This is a genomic window from Mucilaginibacter sp., assembly GCF_028288225.1.
Classification (GTDB): domain Bacteria; phylum Bacteroidota; class Bacteroidia; order Sphingobacteriales; family Sphingobacteriaceae; genus Mucilaginibacter.
The window spans coordinates 1-16,895 of the sequence record NZ_JAQBOC010000014.1 but is presented as its reverse complement, the minus strand read 5'-3'; the positions used below and the strand labels follow the sequence as shown (position 1 = coordinate 16,895).

Annotated in this window: 18 protein-coding genes; 4 read left to right on the top strand and 14 right to left on the bottom strand. The window is 41.5% G+C overall.

Annotated features, from left to right (window positions below):
• Window positions 1-99: 99 nt before the first annotated feature.
• The 6 genes from JWQ54_RS03280 to JWQ54_RS03255 form a co-directional block, all read right to left on the bottom strand.
• Complete coding sequence (locus JWQ54_RS03280) at window positions 100-324, bottom strand: hypothetical protein (RefSeq protein ID WP_299580147.1); 225 nt, start codon at window positions 322-324, stop codon at window positions 100-102.
• 1 nt (window position 325) lies between these two features.
• Window positions 326-1,732, bottom strand: a complete 1,407-nt coding sequence (locus JWQ54_RS03275) for a sigma-54 dependent transcriptional regulator (RefSeq protein WP_299580144.1) — start codon at window positions 1,730-1,732, stop codon at window positions 326-328.
• A 301-nt stretch (window positions 1,733-2,033) separates the two neighbouring features.
• Entirely contained in the window at window positions 2,034-2,648 is a 615-nt protein-coding gene (locus JWQ54_RS03270; RefSeq protein WP_299580141.1) for an outer membrane beta-barrel protein, read from the bottom strand.
• A gap of 169 nt (window positions 2,649-2,817) precedes the next feature.
• On the bottom strand, window positions 2,818-3,600 hold the full coding sequence (locus tag JWQ54_RS03265; RefSeq protein WP_299580138.1) for an enoyl-CoA hydratase-related protein: 783 nt from the start codon (window positions 3,598-3,600) through the stop codon (window positions 2,818-2,820).
• Between the two features lie 12 nt (window positions 3,601-3,612).
• Window positions 3,613-4,032, bottom strand: coding sequence for a cobalamin B12-binding domain-containing protein (locus JWQ54_RS03260; protein ID WP_299580135.1), 420 nt, complete (start codon window positions 4,030-4,032; stop codon window positions 3,613-3,615).
• Window positions 4,033-4,244: 212 nt separating this feature from the next.
• Complete coding sequence (locus JWQ54_RS03255) at window positions 4,245-4,649, bottom strand: endonuclease domain-containing protein (protein WP_299580132.1); 405 nt, start codon at window positions 4,647-4,649, stop codon at window positions 4,245-4,247.
• A gap of 449 nt (window positions 4,650-5,098) precedes the next feature.
• Between JWQ54_RS03255 and JWQ54_RS03250 the strand changes: the two genes are divergently transcribed.
• The gene (locus JWQ54_RS03250; protein WP_299580397.1) at window positions 5,099-6,757 is read left to right on the top strand and encodes a glutamine--tRNA ligase/YqeY domain fusion protein; all 1,659 of its coding nucleotides are present in this window, start codon (window positions 5,099-5,101) and stop codon (window positions 6,755-6,757) included.
• Between the two features lie 39 nt (window positions 6,758-6,796).
• On the opposite strand, the gene JWQ54_RS03245 is transcribed toward JWQ54_RS03250, so the two are convergent.
• Window positions 6,797-7,630 (bottom strand): N-acetylmuramoyl-L-alanine amidase, encoded by an 834-nt coding sequence (locus JWQ54_RS03245; protein WP_299580129.1) that lies wholly within the window; start codon window positions 7,628-7,630, stop codon window positions 6,797-6,799.
• A 427-nt stretch (window positions 7,631-8,057) separates the two neighbouring features.
• Window positions 8,058-9,038, bottom strand: a complete 981-nt coding sequence (locus JWQ54_RS03240) for a deoxyhypusine synthase family protein (protein ID WP_299580126.1) — start codon at window positions 9,036-9,038, stop codon at window positions 8,058-8,060.
• A 241-nt stretch (window positions 9,039-9,279) separates the two neighbouring features.
• Here JWQ54_RS03240 and JWQ54_RS03235 point away from each other — a divergent pair, with 241 nt between their 5' ends.
• Window positions 9,280-10,419: a polymerase gene (locus tag JWQ54_RS03235; protein ID WP_299580123.1), complete on the top strand. Its 1,140-nt coding sequence runs from the start codon at window positions 9,280-9,282 to the stop codon at window positions 10,417-10,419.
• A 183-nt stretch (window positions 10,420-10,602) separates the two neighbouring features.
• Here the strand turns inward: JWQ54_RS03235 and JWQ54_RS03230 are convergent, their stop codons facing one another.
• Window positions 10,603-11,388: an O-methyltransferase gene (locus JWQ54_RS03230; protein ID WP_299580120.1), complete on the bottom strand. Its 786-nt coding sequence runs from the start codon at window positions 11,386-11,388 to the stop codon at window positions 10,603-10,605.
• Between the two features lie 43 nt (window positions 11,389-11,431).
• Here JWQ54_RS03230 and JWQ54_RS03225 point away from each other — a divergent pair, with 43 nt between their 5' ends.
• Window positions 11,432-12,292, top strand: coding sequence for a transglutaminase-like domain-containing protein (locus JWQ54_RS03225; protein ID WP_299580117.1), 861 nt, complete (start codon window positions 11,432-11,434; stop codon window positions 12,290-12,292).
• Window positions 12,293-12,356: 64 nt separating this feature from the next.
• Here the strand turns inward: JWQ54_RS03225 and JWQ54_RS03220 are convergent, their stop codons facing one another.
• The 5 genes from JWQ54_RS03220 to JWQ54_RS03200 all read right to left on the bottom strand — a co-directional run bounded on the left by JWQ54_RS03220 (window position 12,357) and on the right by JWQ54_RS03200 (window position 16,428).
• Window positions 12,357-13,271 (bottom strand): alpha/beta hydrolase, encoded by a 915-nt coding sequence (locus JWQ54_RS03220; RefSeq protein ID WP_299580114.1) that lies wholly within the window; start codon window positions 13,269-13,271, stop codon window positions 12,357-12,359.
• Window positions 13,272-13,276: 5 nt separating this feature from the next.
• Window positions 13,277-13,462, bottom strand: a complete 186-nt coding sequence (locus JWQ54_RS03215; RefSeq protein WP_299580111.1) for a hypothetical protein — start codon at window positions 13,460-13,462, stop codon at window positions 13,277-13,279.
• An 80-nt stretch (window positions 13,463-13,542) separates the two neighbouring features.
• Window positions 13,543-14,635 (bottom strand): peptide chain release factor 2 gene (prfB, locus tag JWQ54_RS03210; protein WP_299580108.1). Its coding sequence is split into 2 segments (ribosomal slippage): window positions 13,543-14,574 and window positions 14,576-14,635, totalling 1,092 coding nucleotides; the frame shifts between segments, so codons are not numbered across the junction.
• Window positions 14,636-14,857: 222 nt separating this feature from the next.
• Window positions 14,858-15,640: an RMD1 family protein gene (locus JWQ54_RS03205; protein ID WP_299580105.1), complete on the bottom strand. Its 783-nt coding sequence runs from the start codon at window positions 15,638-15,640 to the stop codon at window positions 14,858-14,860.
• A gap of 443 nt (window positions 15,641-16,083) precedes the next feature.
• Complete coding sequence (locus JWQ54_RS03200) at window positions 16,084-16,428, bottom strand: helix-turn-helix domain-containing protein (protein WP_299580102.1); 345 nt, start codon at window positions 16,426-16,428, stop codon at window positions 16,084-16,086.
• Between the two features lie 101 nt (window positions 16,429-16,529).
• Here JWQ54_RS03200 and JWQ54_RS03195 point away from each other — a divergent pair.
• A partial coding sequence (locus JWQ54_RS03195) for a short chain dehydrogenase (RefSeq protein WP_299580099.1) occupies window positions 16,530-16,895 on the top strand: 366 nt, incomplete at its 3' end.

Here is a 16,895-nt window from a genome sequence, read left to right as displayed (position 1 = left end):
TGCCTGTTGAAAGGTTGGAATGTTCATAAGATCAAATTTTAAACCCGTTAATTGAAGCTTCTTTCAGCCTTTCCGGACTTTACCGTCTTTCGGACTCATTCAATCAACGTCCTTCAATAAGGCGTCAATCCTGGCCGAGCTCAGAGAGATGGAATCCAGGTAGAACATACAATCGGCGGTAGGTTCGGGAATTTCATAACGCAGTTGTTCAATGGCAAGTAAAATATTTGAAAGCTGGTTTTTAACATCATGCTTTAAAGCCCGCATTGTTTGATTATTAATGCCTGCGGGTTGTGCTTTGTCAACTTTTGCAGATACCTTCATATCACTTAATATTAATGGCCTTCATTTTATTATACAAAGTTTTGCGGTCGATGTTCAAGATTTCGGCGGCCCTGGTTTTATTGAAATTAACTTCCCTTAATACTTTTAATATCGTTTCATATTCGGCCTCAAGGGCTGCATTTTTTAAATCGTGCCTGTTCTCTCTTATTTCCTGCATTTCTGCAACCGGTGCATAATCAAACACAGGCATTTTAAAGTTTGAAATTTCAAGCGGCAAGGCTTTCATAGTTATTTCTGTACCTTCGGTAAGCAAGGTAGCCCGGCGTACCACATTTTTCATCTCGCGGATGTTCCCCTGCCAGCGGTAGCTCATAAAGCTTTCAACAACCTCCGGCGAAAACGAGCTTACATTGCGTCCGAGCTCGTGGTTGGCAATTTTTAAAAAGTGATCTGCAAGCAGCATTATATCATTGCCACGCTCGCGCAAGGGCGGTATAAATATACTGAATTCATTAAAGCGATGATAAAGGTCTTCCCTGAATTTTCCTTTTTGGATCCCGTCCTGCAGGTTTTCGTTTGTAGCTATGATAATGCGTACATCAAGGTTAATTTCTTTTGTGCTGCCTATTCTTTTTACTTTTCTTTCCTGTACAGTCCTGAGTAAGGCTGCCTGGATCTCGTATGATAGGTTGCCCACTTCATCCAAAAACAAAGTACCTCCATTGGCCATTTCAAAATGGCCTATTTTGGTATATAAAGCGCCGGTAAATGAGCCCTTTTCGTGCCCAAAAAATTCACTTGCTGCAAGCTCTTTGGTAAGCGAGCCGCAGTCCATCGCAATAAATGGCTGGTTATAACGCGGGCTGTTTAAGTGGATGCTTTTTGCAACCGATTCTTTACCTGTACCGCTTTCGCCTAATATAATTACGCTGTAATTAGTTGGCGCAACCAGCTCTATCTGCCTGGTCAGCTCTTTTGATACCTTGCTGGTGCCGGTTACAAATTCATTAGCAAAAACCTGTTTTTTGCTCTCACGGCTCGATTTGTCATTACTTGCCGGTACAGCTTTATCTTCAACCAGGGCATAATGTGTTTCTATAGCTTTGGTAATTGTATTTAAAATCTCATCGGGATATAAAGGCTTGGTGATATAATCATAGGCGCCCATCTTTATCAGCTCAACTGCCATCTTAATATCAGAATAACCGGTGATGATGATCACCCCGGTTTTAGGATATTGCGTTTTTATGTTTTTAAGCATCTCGCGCCCATCGGTATCCTCCAGCCTGAAATCACATAACACCAGGTTAAAATCTCCATTTTTAAGATACTCCATACCAATACTTCCGGTTGAGGCCGTAGTTACATCAAACCCATTGCGCGTTAAAAACTTTGAAAGTAATAACGCAACATTAACTTCATCATCAATGATGAGTATTTTCTTCATAAAGCAATTACTGTTTACTGATAAGTGGCTTTTTTACACGTTAATTGACATGTTAATCCGCTAATTTATAAATTATATCCCATCATACGTTTTTGAGCGATAAAAAGTTATATAAACTAAAAAAGGAGGCTTGCGGCCTCCCTCACTTTTATAGGTAGATGTGTGCGGAAAAAAGAGTCGGGAATCAAGATGACAAGAGTCAGGACAGCGGAAAAATTAGCAGTTTACTATTCTGTCCTGATTTTTGATTTCTTTTTTCTTCCTTGATTCCTGACGCTTGATTCCCTGGCTCTTTTCTTGCTTACAGCCCGAAAGCATAAGCAACGCGCAAGCCAAAGAAGTTTACTTTGCTGTTATCAATATTGCTGTTGAATTTGGTTGAGGCTTCATACCTTACACCTGCATCAAGATAGCTTTTGCCACCTAACGGAAACTGGTAACCAACCTGCGGAGCGTAAACAAATGCTGCTGATTTATCAAAACCAACGTCTGACTTGTTTAAAGCAAATGCAGCACCGGCTTCTCCCTGTACATAAAAGTTAGGTACAACGAAGTATTTTAAACCGGCCTTTACTGGTAACAATTGGATGTTGGCAGCATCAAAAGTTGCCGTACCACCCGGATTAACAACTGTGATGTTGTTTTTACCCTGGATGCTGTTGTAACCTGCATTAACAGTAACAAATAAGTTTTGTGCGACCGGGATATCCGCCTGCACTGAACCACCAATGTTCCAGTTGTATGAATCTGATAATTTACCTGTAGGGATACCCGCGTCAACGCCTACGCTTAAAATTACCCCGTTTGACGAAGTTGAAGTTTTAGTAGTAGTTGTTGTTGATGTTTGTGCTTTTGCGCCCAGTGTTAATCCGGCAAAAGCTAAAATTAAAGCTGAAATTTTTAATGTACTTTTCATGACTGTATGTGTTATTAAATTGTTGTGTTTTTATTAAACACGAAGCAAAGTAACATCACAAATTAACACGATTTTTCATCCTATTGTCACGATTATTCAATCGTTTGATTAACAGTAAATTAATTTTTGACCATTGAGGCATAATAGTCAGGACAGTGTAAAAATTGGCCTATTTCCCTTTAAAATCGGGTTTTCGTTTCGCTAAAAAGGCCGAAACACCTTCTTTAAAATCTTCCGTTCCGAAGCATTTTCCAAACTCTTCTATTTCCGTTTCAAAACCATTAACGCCATGTTTTGTGCCTGCATTTACAGCGGTTATTGCAGCCGTTATTGCTAATGGCGCCCGTAATAGGATCTTATTTAAAATTTCTTCGGCTTTAGGTAATAGCTCATCCTGGCTTACCACATGGTTAACCAAACCGTATTGATGCGCTTCAGCTGCAGTTACCATATCGGCCGTAAGGATTATTTCCAAAGCTTTTCCTTTGCCAACCAGCTGGGTTAAGCGTTGGGTGCCGCCATACCCTGGCATCAAGCCTAAAGAAACTTCAGGCAAACCCATTTTTGCATTGTCGGATGCTACGCGGATATGGCAGGCCATGGCCAACTCTAATCCTCCGCCCAAAGCAAAACCGTTAACAGCAGCAATTACGGGTTTGTTGCCATTCTCAATCACATCGAAGACAGTTGTTTGTCCGTGCTGTGCCAGCAGACGGCCGCCTGCGGCATCAAGGTCAACAAATTCTGCAATATCAGCCCCGGCAACAAAAGCTTTTTGCCCGGCACCGGTTACAATAATGCCGCCAACGGTTGCCGTGTTAAAGGCATCAACAATGGCAGTATGTAATTCGGCAAGGGTAGCTTTATTAAGCGCGTTCAGTTTACTTTCGCGGTTAATAATAATATACCGGATCCGTTCTTTATTTTCTATCAGTAAATTTTGGAATAACATGATGTTCAGCAATTAAAAATTACGGTGCTGATGCACCCAATGGGTTATGTATTTAACAATATCCTGTGTGGTGGTGCCCGGTGGGAAAAGTTCACCCACGCCAATCTGTTTAAGCGCATCCATATCATCCTGCGGAATAATGCCGCCACCAGTAACCAGCACATCGTCCATGCCCTTTTCTTTAATAAGGTTAATGATCTTTGGGAAAACCGTCATGTGCGCTCCTGAAAGTATAGAGATGCCAATAGCGTCAACATCCTCTTGCAGGGCAGTATTTACCACCATTTCGGGCGTTTGGCGCAGTCCGGTATAGATCACCTCCATACCTGCATCACGCAGGGAAGTAGCAATAATACGTGCGCCGCGGTCATGCCCGTCGAGCCCAACTTTGGCAACTAAAACACGGATAGGGCGATTAAAAGGTGTGCTCATTTAAAGCGGATTGGTTGGCTGTAAAAGTAAGAAGAAAATTGAGAACAAAATGAAGACTAAGCTTACCGAATAATTTGGCTAAAGCCCCTATATGTTTGGCTATTTTATCCGTCCCTTAAAAAGGGACGGCAATGAAATAAGTATTGTATCGCATTTACCACAGTTTAACTGAAGTTACTTGAAAGGAATAGCTTTAGTTTCCATATCATAATTTAGGTTAAAGTGTTAATATTCTTTGACCGGGTCGAAATATATGCTTCAATCTTTCCTATTACGTTATTTAAACTACGCTCAACCTCGTCATTGGTAAAACGCAAAATATCAAAACCCCACTCCCGCATCACTAGATCCCGGTTATTATCATATTCTTTTTTTAACAGATGAATCGGACCGTCAACTTCAATAACCAGCTTATGTTGGGCACAATAAAAATCGGCAATATAAAAAGCTTTTCGCCCCATCCCCTGGATAATAAATATGGGAAACTGCCGCAAAAACTTTTCACCGCCGATGTCGCGTCTTCTTATTTCAGCCCATAACAATTTTTCAGAAGGAGTGGCATTGTTTCTAAGCTGGCGACATAAGGCTGTGACGGGGTTCATGGTTCTGACAGTCATTTTTTACCCCTCCCGGCCTCCCCTTAAAAAGGGGGAGGAGGAAGAAGAATGGTTGATAATTTAAAGATATAGAATATTTTATTCTTTCTACACCTCGCAAATCGCTCCTCCCCCTAAACTTAGGGGAGGTTGGGAGGGGGTAAAAAATGTTTGTGATAAAAGAAATGCCTGTGCGAAGAAGCTCCGGCAACTTCAACCAGGGCATGAAACGGTGGAAACCATAAGCCTTTTCTTACCCCACCCGGCCTACCCTTAAAAAGGGGAGGGAAAAAAACATGTGGTAGACTTTTCTTGCAACTTTTTTTCTACACCTCGCAAATCGCTCCTCCCCCTAAGCTTAGGGGGAGGCTGGGAGGGGGTAAAAAATGTTTGTGACCTGAGCAAAGCTTTTTGATACCATTAGCCTAACCAATATGAATTTCTTATTTTTGCGGGATTGTACAAATATCATGAGCGAAGAAAGATCATTAAATTTTTTAGAAGAAATAGTCGAAGAGGATTTAGCTGCCGGTAAAAACGGCAAAAGGGTGCTTACCCGTTTTCCGCCCGAGCCTAATGGCTACCTGCATATTGGGCACGCCAAATCTATATGCTTAAATTTTGGCCTGGCACAGCGGTATGGCGGTCAAACTAATCTTCGCTTTGATGATACCAACCCCAGCAAGGAAGAAACTGAATATGTCGACAGCATTAAAGAAGACGTAAAATGGCTTGGCTTTGATTGGGCCAATGAGCTTTATGCATCTGATTATTTTGACAAGCTTTACGAATTTGCTATTGACCTGATAAAAAAGGGCCTGGCTTATGTTGATGACAGCACAGCCGAGGAAATTGCCGCACAAAAGGGAACACCTACTGAAGCCGGTACGCCAAACCAATACCGCAGCCGCAGCGTGGGAGAGAACCTGCAGCTGTTTGCCGATATGAAGGCCGGTAAATATCCTGATGGTGCTAAAGTGCTGCGTGCAAAGATTGACCTTGCTTCGCCAAATATGCTGATGCGCGATCCGTTGATGTACCGTATTAAACATACACATCATCATCGCACGGGTGATAAATGGTGTATCTACCCGATGTATGATTTTGCCCATGGCGAATCAGACGCTATTGAAGAGATCACCCATTCTGTTTGTACGCTTGAATTTGTTTCGCACCGCGACCTGTACAATTGGTTCATTGAAAAACTGGAGATCTTTCCGTCAAAACAATACGAGTTTGCACGTTTAAACCTTAACTACACAGTAATGAGCAAGCGCAAGCTGCTGCAATTGGTTGAGGAAAATTTTGTTGACGGCTGGGACGATCCGCGCATGCCTACCATTAGCGGCTTACGTCGCAGGGGCTATACTCCCGGTTCCATTCGTGAATTCTGTGAGCGAATTGGTGTTGCCAAGCGCGAGAATATGATAGATGTAGGTCTGCTGGAATTCTGCATTCGCGAGGATCTGAACAAAACAGCCTGGCGCCGCATGGCAGTGCTCGATCCAATAAAAATGGTGATCACGAACTATCCCGAAAGCCAGACTGAAATGCTTTTCAGTGAAAATAACCCCGAGGTTGAAGGCGGCGAAGGCGGCAGGGACATCCCGTTCAGCAATGAATTGTGGATTGAGCGGGATGATTTTATGGAGGAACCTCCAAAGAAATTTTTCCGCCTGGGTGTTGGGCTGATGGTGCGCCTTAAAAGTGCTTATATTGTTAAATGCGATAGCTTTGTTAAAGATGCAGACGGGAATGTGACCGAGATCCATTGTACGTATATCCCGGAATCAAAATCACAGAACGATACCAGCGGGATCCATGTAAAAGGCACCATCCATTGGGTGAGCGTAGCACATGCCAAAACCGCCGAAGTGCGTTTGTATGATCGTTTATTTAAGGTTGAAGACCCATCAAACGAAGATGGCGATTTTAAAGAATATATAAACCCGGACAGCCTGCAGATATTGCCCAATGCTTATATAGAGGCTGATTTGGCGGCAGCTATACCCGGTAAAGGCTACCAGTTTATGCGTAAGGGCTATTTTACGCTGGATAAAAACTCGACGGCTGATAAGCTGGTGTTTAACAGAACGGTGACATTAAAGGATGGTTGGGTTAAGAAGTAGCCGGTGGTTGTTAGTAAACAGTTTGCAGTATTTATAATCCTACTGCAAACTGTATTTCACAAATACATTATACAGCACATTTAAATCCAGCTGCGTTAATTGCGGACTAATGTCTGTTTGTACAAAATGCCGCTTAAATGCTACTATGGCGGCATTAATATCCGAAGTGTCGTAGCCTATCAGTCGCAGGGCAATGGTATAATCAAAATTATCCGGCGGCAATTCCAAAATATCATCGCTCCAGTAGCCGAAGCCATGCTGTGCTAATACGCTCCATGGAAATAACGGACCAGGATCTGGTTTACGTTTGGGGGCAAAATCCTGGTGACCAATAAAGTTTGCCTGTGGAATATTATAGGCCTTTTTAAGCTGGGCCAATAATACCAGCAGGCTGTTTATCTGCGGAGTGGTAAATGGTTCATTACTATTATTGTCGATCTCGATGCCTATCGAACAGCTGTTCATATCTGTAACACTACCCCATTTCCCTACGCCGGCGTGATTAGCACGCAGGTAATCATTTACCATGTGAAACACCTTGCCGTTTTTAGCTATCACGTAATGTGCGCTGGTTTGTGTTTGGGTAACAGTAAAAGTTTTTAGCGTTTGCTGCACCGAATCCTGCGCAGTAAAATGGATGATAACAAAATTGGGCTTGCGGATGCCAAAGTTCACTGTGCCTATAAACTCCGAAGGGATAACAGCCCCGGTACTATCAGCAAGTGCCGCTGGCAGTTCCTGTTTTATGGTTTCGGTAAAATTTTTTGTTTTGTCTTTATATATTTTGTTGGTAAGTGCATAAGGCCCTTTGGGCGAGCAGGCGGATATGGCTATAATACAAATCAGTAATAAATACAGGCAGTAATTTTTCATAAAGAGGTATCGTATAGGCAATATACGGAATATATTCACATTTGTTTGAACAAGGCCGGTGTCTTTCACAACTTGCCATTATAGCGACCATTTTCGTGAGGTCACGAAAATGGTGCTTTTTGAACCCCCAATTCTATCTTAACTAACAGATCATTTTCGTGGCATCACGAAAATGATCTGCAATATATAAGTCCACATTTGCCGCTTATCAAACTAACCATTTTACCGACATCGGTAAAATGGTCTGAGGCGTTTACTTGACTTTTCATCTTAGCTAATGGATCATTTTACCGACATCGGCAAAATGATCAGGGATCAATTAAATGGAGAATTATGAATGTTTTTTGTATGAAAACGACACCCAACAAAAAAGCCTGGTACTTGTCAACTGACAATACCAGGCCCTTATAAGACGAAAAATCTTAATCTATTGCCCTAAAATCCACGCAAAAATCAACGGTGCTACAATAGTAGCGTCGCTTTCAACAATAAATTTAGGCGTGTGGATATCCAGCTTGCCCCATGTTATTTTTTCGTTCGGTACAGCGCCTGAGTATGAGCCATATGATGTTGTTGAATCAGAGATCTGGCAGAAATAGCTCCAGAAAGGGATCTCAGGCATTTCCATGTCCTGGTAAAGCATTGGCACTACACAGATCGGGAAATCGCCGGCAATGCCACCGCCAATCTGGAAAAAGCCTATCCCCTTGCCTGCGGAATTTTTTACATACCAATCAGCAAGCCATGCCATATACTCAATACCGCTCTTCATGGTGGTTGGTTTTATTTCGCCTTTTATAACATATGATGCGAAGATATTACCCATTGTGCTGTCTTCCCATCCCGGTACAACAATTGGAAGATTTTTTTCTGCTGCGGCCAGCATCCATGAATTTTTTGGATCGATCTCGTAGTATTGCTCCAGTTCGCCGCTGTTTAAGATCTTGTACATAAACTCATGCGGAAAAAAGCGTTCGCCATTGATGTCGGCATCTTTCCAGATCTTATGAATATGTTTTTGCAAACGGCGGAAAGCTTCTTCCTCCGGGATACAGGTATCAGTTACGCGGTTATAATGATTTTCGAGCAGGTCCCACTCATCCTGCGGACTAAGGTCGCGGTAATTGGGAACACGTTTGTAGTGCGAGTGTGCTACCAGGTTCATAATGTCTTCTTCAAGGTTGGCGCCTGTGCATGATATGATGTCAATCTTACCCTCGCGGATCATCTCGGCCAATGAAATGCCCAACTCGGCTGTACTCATGGCTCCGGCCAGGGTTACCATCATCTTACCGCCTTCAAGCAGATGTGTTTCATAACCTTTTGCGGCATCAACCAATGCTGCTGCATTAAAGTGCAGGTAATTTCTTTCAATAAACTGCGATATCGGACCTCTTGTAGTGCTCATTTTTCAGATCAATAAATTTGGTGCAAAAGTAGGTATTTTGATGGATTATAATTGATTTGAAGAAGCAAAAGTTCGTCCCTGCCTCAATTTCTGCTTGTAATTTGATCTCTGTGATCACTGTGCGTCCTTTGTGATCTCCGTGGTTAATTCATTATCACGGAGGCAACACGGAGACAAGCTTTTTATCTCTTAAGTATTTATTATACCCAAAATGCCCTTATCTTCGCAACATCTGCGTTACATGAAAAAACTTTTTATTCTACTCATATTCCTGTTTAGCTTCCAGGGCGTTTTTGCACAATTGAATTTTTTGCCAAAGTTTATCAGGCAAATGTATTTTAAGAAAGATAGCAGCCGTAAACCCAGCTTTGTATTATTGCCTGCGCTAAGTTCAGCACCCGAAACCGGAATTGAGTTTGGCGGCGCAGCACTGCTGTCTTTTTATACCGATACGCTTGGCCATGATACCAGGGTATCCAGTCTTTTCGGCTATTCAACCATCACCACAAAGGGGCAGGCAAAGCTTAGCCTTAATGTCAATTACTGGACCCCAAAAAACAAGTTTCACTATACCGGGGTAATCAGCTATTACAACTACCCCTTTAGCTTTTATGGTGTGGGTAACAATACCAAACTGTCTGCATTGGATCATGTGGCTGAAAAGCGTTATAAAGTTGGCATCGCGGGTGAAAAGCGTTTTGGCGATTATTTTTACCTGGGTTGTGTGGCAGGCGTAATAAAATATTTTTACAAATACGATCCTAATCTAAACAGCACGATAAACTCCGATCCTGCGGTTCAGGATGGGCATGGCGGTGCAAGTGCTTACATAGGCCCGAGCTTTACATTTGATACCCGTAATAACAACACTTACACCACTAAAGGGATGATCATCAGCAGTTATTATAACATAATGCATGGCACTTATGCCAATAACAGCTATAGGGGCGGTTTTTTTAATATTGAATATTCACAATTCTTTTTGCTGGCCCGCAAGCTGGTTTTAGGGTTCGATATCCAGGAACAGAGCCTTACCGGCGGTCGCTCACCGTTTTATTTATTACCACAAATGGGAAGTGACGAAATGATGCGGGGTTATTACCAGGGCCGCTACCGCGATAGGAATTATATTGCAGGACAAACGGAATTACGTTACCGGGTTGATAACCGCTTTGGGATAGTTGGCTTTGTTGGTACAGGAGAAGTATTTCATTCCACATTTAGCACAGCCCAGTTAAAGCCTAACTATGGTGGCGGCGTACGTTACTTTTTTGATGTTGAAAAAGGCCTCGCTATCCGCTTAGATTATGGTGTAGGTCAAAAGCCTGCAGGCGAGAAAAGGGAAAGCGGGTTTTATATAGCGCTGGGACAAAGCTTTTGATTGATGTGCGGATTTCGAATGTGCAAATGTGCGGATGAGGAAACGATGTGCGAATGCGCAGATATGCAAATGTGCGAATGAGAAACGATACGCAAATGTGCGGATGAAGTTTTATTGAAGTATACTGAAAAGATTATCCATCCTTTTATCCGCATATCAGAAATTTGCACATCTGCACATTAACTATACTTTTACAAGGAAATCTTCCTTTGCCTGTCCCGGTTTAAAAAATACCAGTCCAATCCAAAACAGGTCAATAGTAACGGTAACCTGTGGATGCGCTTTTATCTGCGCCCAGGCTTCTTTCATGCCGGTACTCCAGTAAATATCATCAAAAATAAGCATGGTGTTCTCGTGCACTTTGGGCAGGCACCATTTAAAGTATTGCAGCGTGGCATCTTTCTGGTGGTTGCCATCTACAAAAACAAAATCAAGCTGGTCTAAATTTTCAATAACTCCGGGCAGGGTATCATCAAAATTGCCTATTACCGGTTCAACAGCTGCTATGCTCCCTTTTTTAAATGTTTCTTTGGCTATTTTGGCAGTTTCGGGGCAGCCCTCCATGGTGTAAACTTTGGCACCGGGCGCTGCCTTTTGCAGGTAAAGGGTTGTAATACCTAAGCAAGTGCCTAATTCAATAATATTATTGGGCTTAAGATCAGCTACCAGCCGATAAAGTAACTGAGCCAGCTTTGGCGGTTTAAGGGCGTTATGAGCAACGTCACTGATCTTTTTTTGCCGGTTATTATTTACGTGTGATCCCGCGCCAAGGTCTGTTATGGTTATAATTCTATTGTCAATAAATAGCTGCTTGCGCACATTCTCAACCTCGGCATATACTTTTTTTGATTCAAAATCGTAAATTACATTATCAATCAGCCGGTAAACAAATGGAGAGTGCACACCATGCCTGTTTTTTGCTTTAAGCCGATGAAACAGGTAGTCTTTCGCGAACCTTAAATTAAACATGGCTGTAAAAATATACAAACGTTTAGTATTTTAGCAGTATAGCATGATAAATCCAACAGAAGTAAATTCATTGATACGTTTACTGGACGATCCGGATGGGGAGATATTTGAGCACGTTCATCAGAAATTACTCTCTTACGGGCCGGAAGCCATAGAATATTTAGAACAAGCCTGGGAGCAGGCTTTTGACACTATCCAACAGGAGCGCATAGCCAACCTGGTGCACGAGATCCAGTTTGATATCGTAAAAAAAGACCTCCAGCTTTGGCATCAAAGCGGCGCATTCGACCTGCTGCAGGGCATCCTGATCATTAATCGTTATCAATACCCCGATCTTGACGAACAAAAGGTTATTAACCAGATAGAAACCATTAAGCGCGATATCTGGATCCAGATGATGAATGAGGCGAGTCCGGCGGAGCAGATCAAGCTTATAAACCATGTGTTTTACAACATTTATGGTTTTAGCGGCAATACCACCAATCACCAGGACCCGCAAAACAGTTACATAAACCAGGTGCTGGAAACAAAGAAGGGCAACCAGATCTCGCTGGCGATAATTTATTCTATCATAGCCCAAAAGCTGGACATTCCGGTTTATGGTGTAAACCTGCCACAGCATTTTATTTTGGCCTATCTTGATGATAGCCTGCAAAGCGAGTTTGAAGGCGGCATTTTATTTTACATAAATGCTTTTAACAAAGGCTTTATTTTTGGACGCCGGGATGTGGATATGTTTTTAAAGCAGCTGAATTTAAAGTTTGATAAACAATTTTATGAGCCCTGTTCAAATACTGATATTATCAGGCGGGTACTCCGCAACCTCATCAGCTCTTATGAGCATTTAGGATCATCAGATAAGGTTGACGAATTGAATGAGTTGCTAGAGATAATTGAGACATAGCCCCTTAACCCCCTGAAGGGGGAACGGAAGCATAAAGCCCGGGGCAACTCAAAAGCTCCCCCTTTTAGGGGGCTGGGGGAATAAATCCATTTTCTTCCAACCAATTCTTAGCCCAATCCATCCATTTGTTTTTGCTTTTGGAGTTATTTAACCCAAAACCATGGCCGCCTGCCTGGAAAAGGTGCATCTCGGCTTTAACCTTTGCGCTTAGCAAGGCTTCATAAAACATCAGGCTGTTTTGTACCGGAACAACGGTATCATCCTCTGCGTGGACCAGAAAGGTTGGCGGGGTATTGGCTGTTACCTGCTTTTCATTACTATACAGGGTCAAAAGATCGGCTGTTGGGGTTTTGCCTAGCAGGCTTTCGCGTGTGCCGGCGTGGGCCATGGGGCCAAAAGAGATAACCGGGTAAAGCAACATCATAAAATCAGGCCTAACGCTGATGTTATCTTTATTATCAATAACAACCTTATCAAAATGTGTTCCTTCTGTTGAAGCCAGGTGTCCCCCGGCTGAAAAACCGATGATACCTATTCTATCCGTCTTTAAACCCCACTTATCAGCATTTTTACGTACCATTAAAACAGCCTGTTGTGCATCCTGCAAAGGGCCAATGGTTTTATCAACCATAATACTGTCGCTGGGCAAACGGTATTTTACTACAAAGGCTGTTACCCCAATTTTATTAAAGGCCAGCGCAATACTTGATCCTTCGTTTTCCATTGAAAGACCGGAGTACCCGCCGCCCGGAAATATAATTATTGCTGCGCCATTTGCAGTTCCCTTTCCAGGCAAGTAAGGTGTGATGGTAGGGGTGGTTACTTTGAAGATCCAATCCTTATCAATTTTTTCAATATAGGTTTTGGGGGTTGGTTTTGCATTAGGTACCCCATTTGGATACAAAGGCCACGGTTTTTCCTGCGCATGGGTTAAAATAACGGCACTCATAAGCATCAGGGCACACAAAATTGTCTTCATAATGATTAACTTTTAGACGAGTTACTCTTTATCCTTTGTGTGTTGATTTTTTCGCGCCCATCTTTTAACAGCTTATCCAGATACTCGCGCTCTTCGGCAAACGTCATATCCTTTATCTCACTACTTATTTCATCTCTGATTTTTCGCATGGATTGAACTACACTATCAACCGGATTAACTATTGTTTTCATAACTAATAATTTCTTTAGGTGTTCTTATTGATTATACAACTTAATCAACCACTCACAAAATCAACCTAATTAACTCAACATTAACTCTTCGGGCCGCCAAACTCCATTAGGTACGACTTTAAAAATTCGTCAAGGTCGCCATCCAATACTGCGGCAGCGTTTGATGTTTCATGATCTGTACGCAAATCCTTAACCAGTTTATACGGGTGTAATACATAGTTGCGGATCTGTGAGCCCCATTCTATCTTCTTTTTGTTCCCTTCTACCGCATTACTTAATTCCATCCGCTTGCGCATTTCAGCCTCATACAATTGCGATTTCAGCAACCTGATTGCATTTTCCTTATTCTGCAATTGTGAGCGCGATTCCTGGTTTTTGATAATAATGCCTGATGGTTTGTGATATAAACGAACGGCAGTCTCTACCTTGTTCACGTTCTGCCCACCGGCACCGCCTGACCGGAAAGTCTCAAATTCAATGTCTGCATCTTTCACCTCGATCTCAATGGTATCATCCACCAGCGGATATACATAAACAGATGCAAACGAGGTGTGCCGTTTAGCATTTGAATCAAATGGCGAGATCCGTACTAAACGGTGTACGCCATTTTCGCCTTTTAAATAACCGTACGTAAAATCGCCTTCAATTTGCAACGTGACGGTTTTCACTCCGGCAACATCACCTTCCTGGAAATCCTGCTCGGTTACTTTATAACCGTGCTTTTCGCCCCACATAATATACATACGCATCAGCATGCCTGCCCAATCACAACTTTCAGTACCGCCAGCTCCGGCGGTAATTTGTAATACGGCATTAAACTGGTCTTCTTCAGCAGAGAGCATATTTTTAAACTCCAGCTCTTCTACCTCTTTAATGGCGGTGTTATATTGCTCCTGCATTTCAGCTTCGGTGGCATCGCCAGCCTGGAAAAATTCAAAAAGCACACCTGTATCTTCAACCGTGGCAACTACCTTTTGGAAAGCATCGGTCCATACTTTTTTTACTTTGATTGAAGCCAGAACTTTTTCAGCTTCTTTAGGGTGGTCCCAAAAATTGGGGCCAATAGTTATTTCTTGTTCTAATTGCAGGGCATCGAGTTTCTTGTCGATGTCAAAGATGCCTCCTCAGGGAAGTTACTCTATCCCTTAAATCCTGGATCTGTTCTTTAGTCATGAGGCAAATATATGTATTGTGTTCTAACGTTGAAATGTTTTAAAGTTGGAATGTTATTAATGTCCGACACTGAATGTTTAATATAGATGATGAAGTGAAGATTTGTTGTAAGGCTTGGCTGTTTAAAGTTGAATCTTTAAAGCCTTTCAAAACAACGAAGCGCCGCCCAATGTGATTAAGTAAGTTAAGTAAATCCTGATAATTTTAGCTCCCGCAATTAATTCAACTGAATATTTTTTGAGCGAAAATGTTAAGCACTTCCACTAAAATCAGCAGAATGATAACTAATTCAAGCCTGTAACTATTTCTATATTGCAACAGATCCCTGAAAAGTTCGTAGTTATCTTTTATAATATTTAATCCTTCCTGGATGTTTCTAAACCTTTCTTTCAAGTCAAAGGTTCGGCTAAGATCATTATGAATTTTATTTAGATTTTCATCTTCCCAGGTTTCAGGGGGAGAATCAAAAATATAGAGGTTTTCAGCGATCCGGTTTTTCAATACCAGTGTTCTCCCTATGTATTTTTTCAAGTTTATTCCTGAAAGATCAAGACGCCCCCTGCTTTCCAGTATTTGAGTATGGTAGTTTGTTTCCTCCATCAGTTTAGTTGTTTGCTCAAGATAATAGTCAAGTGCAACTGATTGTGAAACATTCAGCATTATTAAACGCAACACTTCAATATCTGATCCTATGATCTCAATTGAATTGAAACCTATCTTATTTTTCACGGAATTCGTTTGGATCTTAAATTCCTCTTCCAAACTTTGATCAAATTTGTTTTTGCAATAAGGAGATATTAACCTTAAAAATTCAGATACCCTGATCGCATCATAGTTTAAAAAGCAAACAACGCCATATTTAAAAACATAAATATATTGACCTTCAGCTATTATGTAAAATAATTCATCAGTATCGCTAAAATACAAATCTGACTTAAATGCAGATTTGAACGTTTTTATATCAATACTGTCAGCTATCTGGTATGATAAAACCTGTTGTAACATATTGGGTTATTTTGGACTCATTAAACCACCACCTATAAATCAATAATATTGAGTAATAAACTGAAAGGAAATGATAAACGGTTTTATCATAAAGTTACGCAAATACTTTATGAAATAATTGCATGGCGAGCTTTATCAAGTATACGATCTCTATTCCAGGTCGTAATTTATTACATATGGTCATATAAAAAAAACCTCTCCAAATTACGCTGAAGAGGTTTTACAATTAGTATCGTTAAAGTCGTCTTGACAGGACAATTTTCGAACCACTTTTTGCAAGATTTGAAAAAGTTAACAAGCTGATAATAATTCATTTATGCTTGAAGACACTCAATCGATTTTCCCTTCCGTAACGACTAATGCGACTGAACTATGGGTGGTATGACTTATGCTAATCCCTATCCCGAATAGCGAAGGTATTCTTTGATATATGCTAAAATATCTTATTCGGCTAATGTATTCTTTTTACCCCATTCTGCTAATAGCTGCATTATATCGTTGAGCGACATCCCCTTTTCAGTGAGTGTATACTCCACCTTTGGCGGAACTTCGGCATATACCTTCCGATTGATGATACCGTCAGCCTCCAGTTCTTTTAAGTGCCTGGATAATACCTTTAGTGCTATACCTTGAATTGCTTTATGAAGCTCACCAAATCGCTTGGGGCCTGATAATAACATCCAGATAATAACGGGTTTCCACTTGCCACTTATGATACTGATTGATCCTATTATTGAGCAATCACAATCCGGCGCTACTTTTTTTTCAATTATTTTCTCTGCTAACATGCTGAAAATGTGTATTAGTGTCTTTGATGTCAATACTTGACAAATGTGCCATTACTTGACAAAGGTAAAGTTTTGGATCAATTTTGTCAAAAAAAGCGAATATGAAAATATTAATTATAGGTGCCACAGGTACCATCGGAAAACACGTAACTGCCGCATTACAAAAAGATCATGAAGTAATTAAGGCCGGTTCAAAAAGCAGTGATATACAGGTAGACATATCATCAACCGAGTCGATAGAAAACTTTTACAAGCAGGTAGGAAAATTTGATGCCTTAATTTGTGCTGCCGGGGACGCGCAGTTCGTGACTTTGGCATTTATGAAGGATGCTGATTTCATGATTGGCGTTAACAGTAAATTGATGGGTCAGGTTAATTTGGTATTGATCGGCCAGCATTACATCAATCCGAAAGGGTCATTTACTTTAACATCAGGCGCATTAGCCGATGACCCGATTAGAATGGGA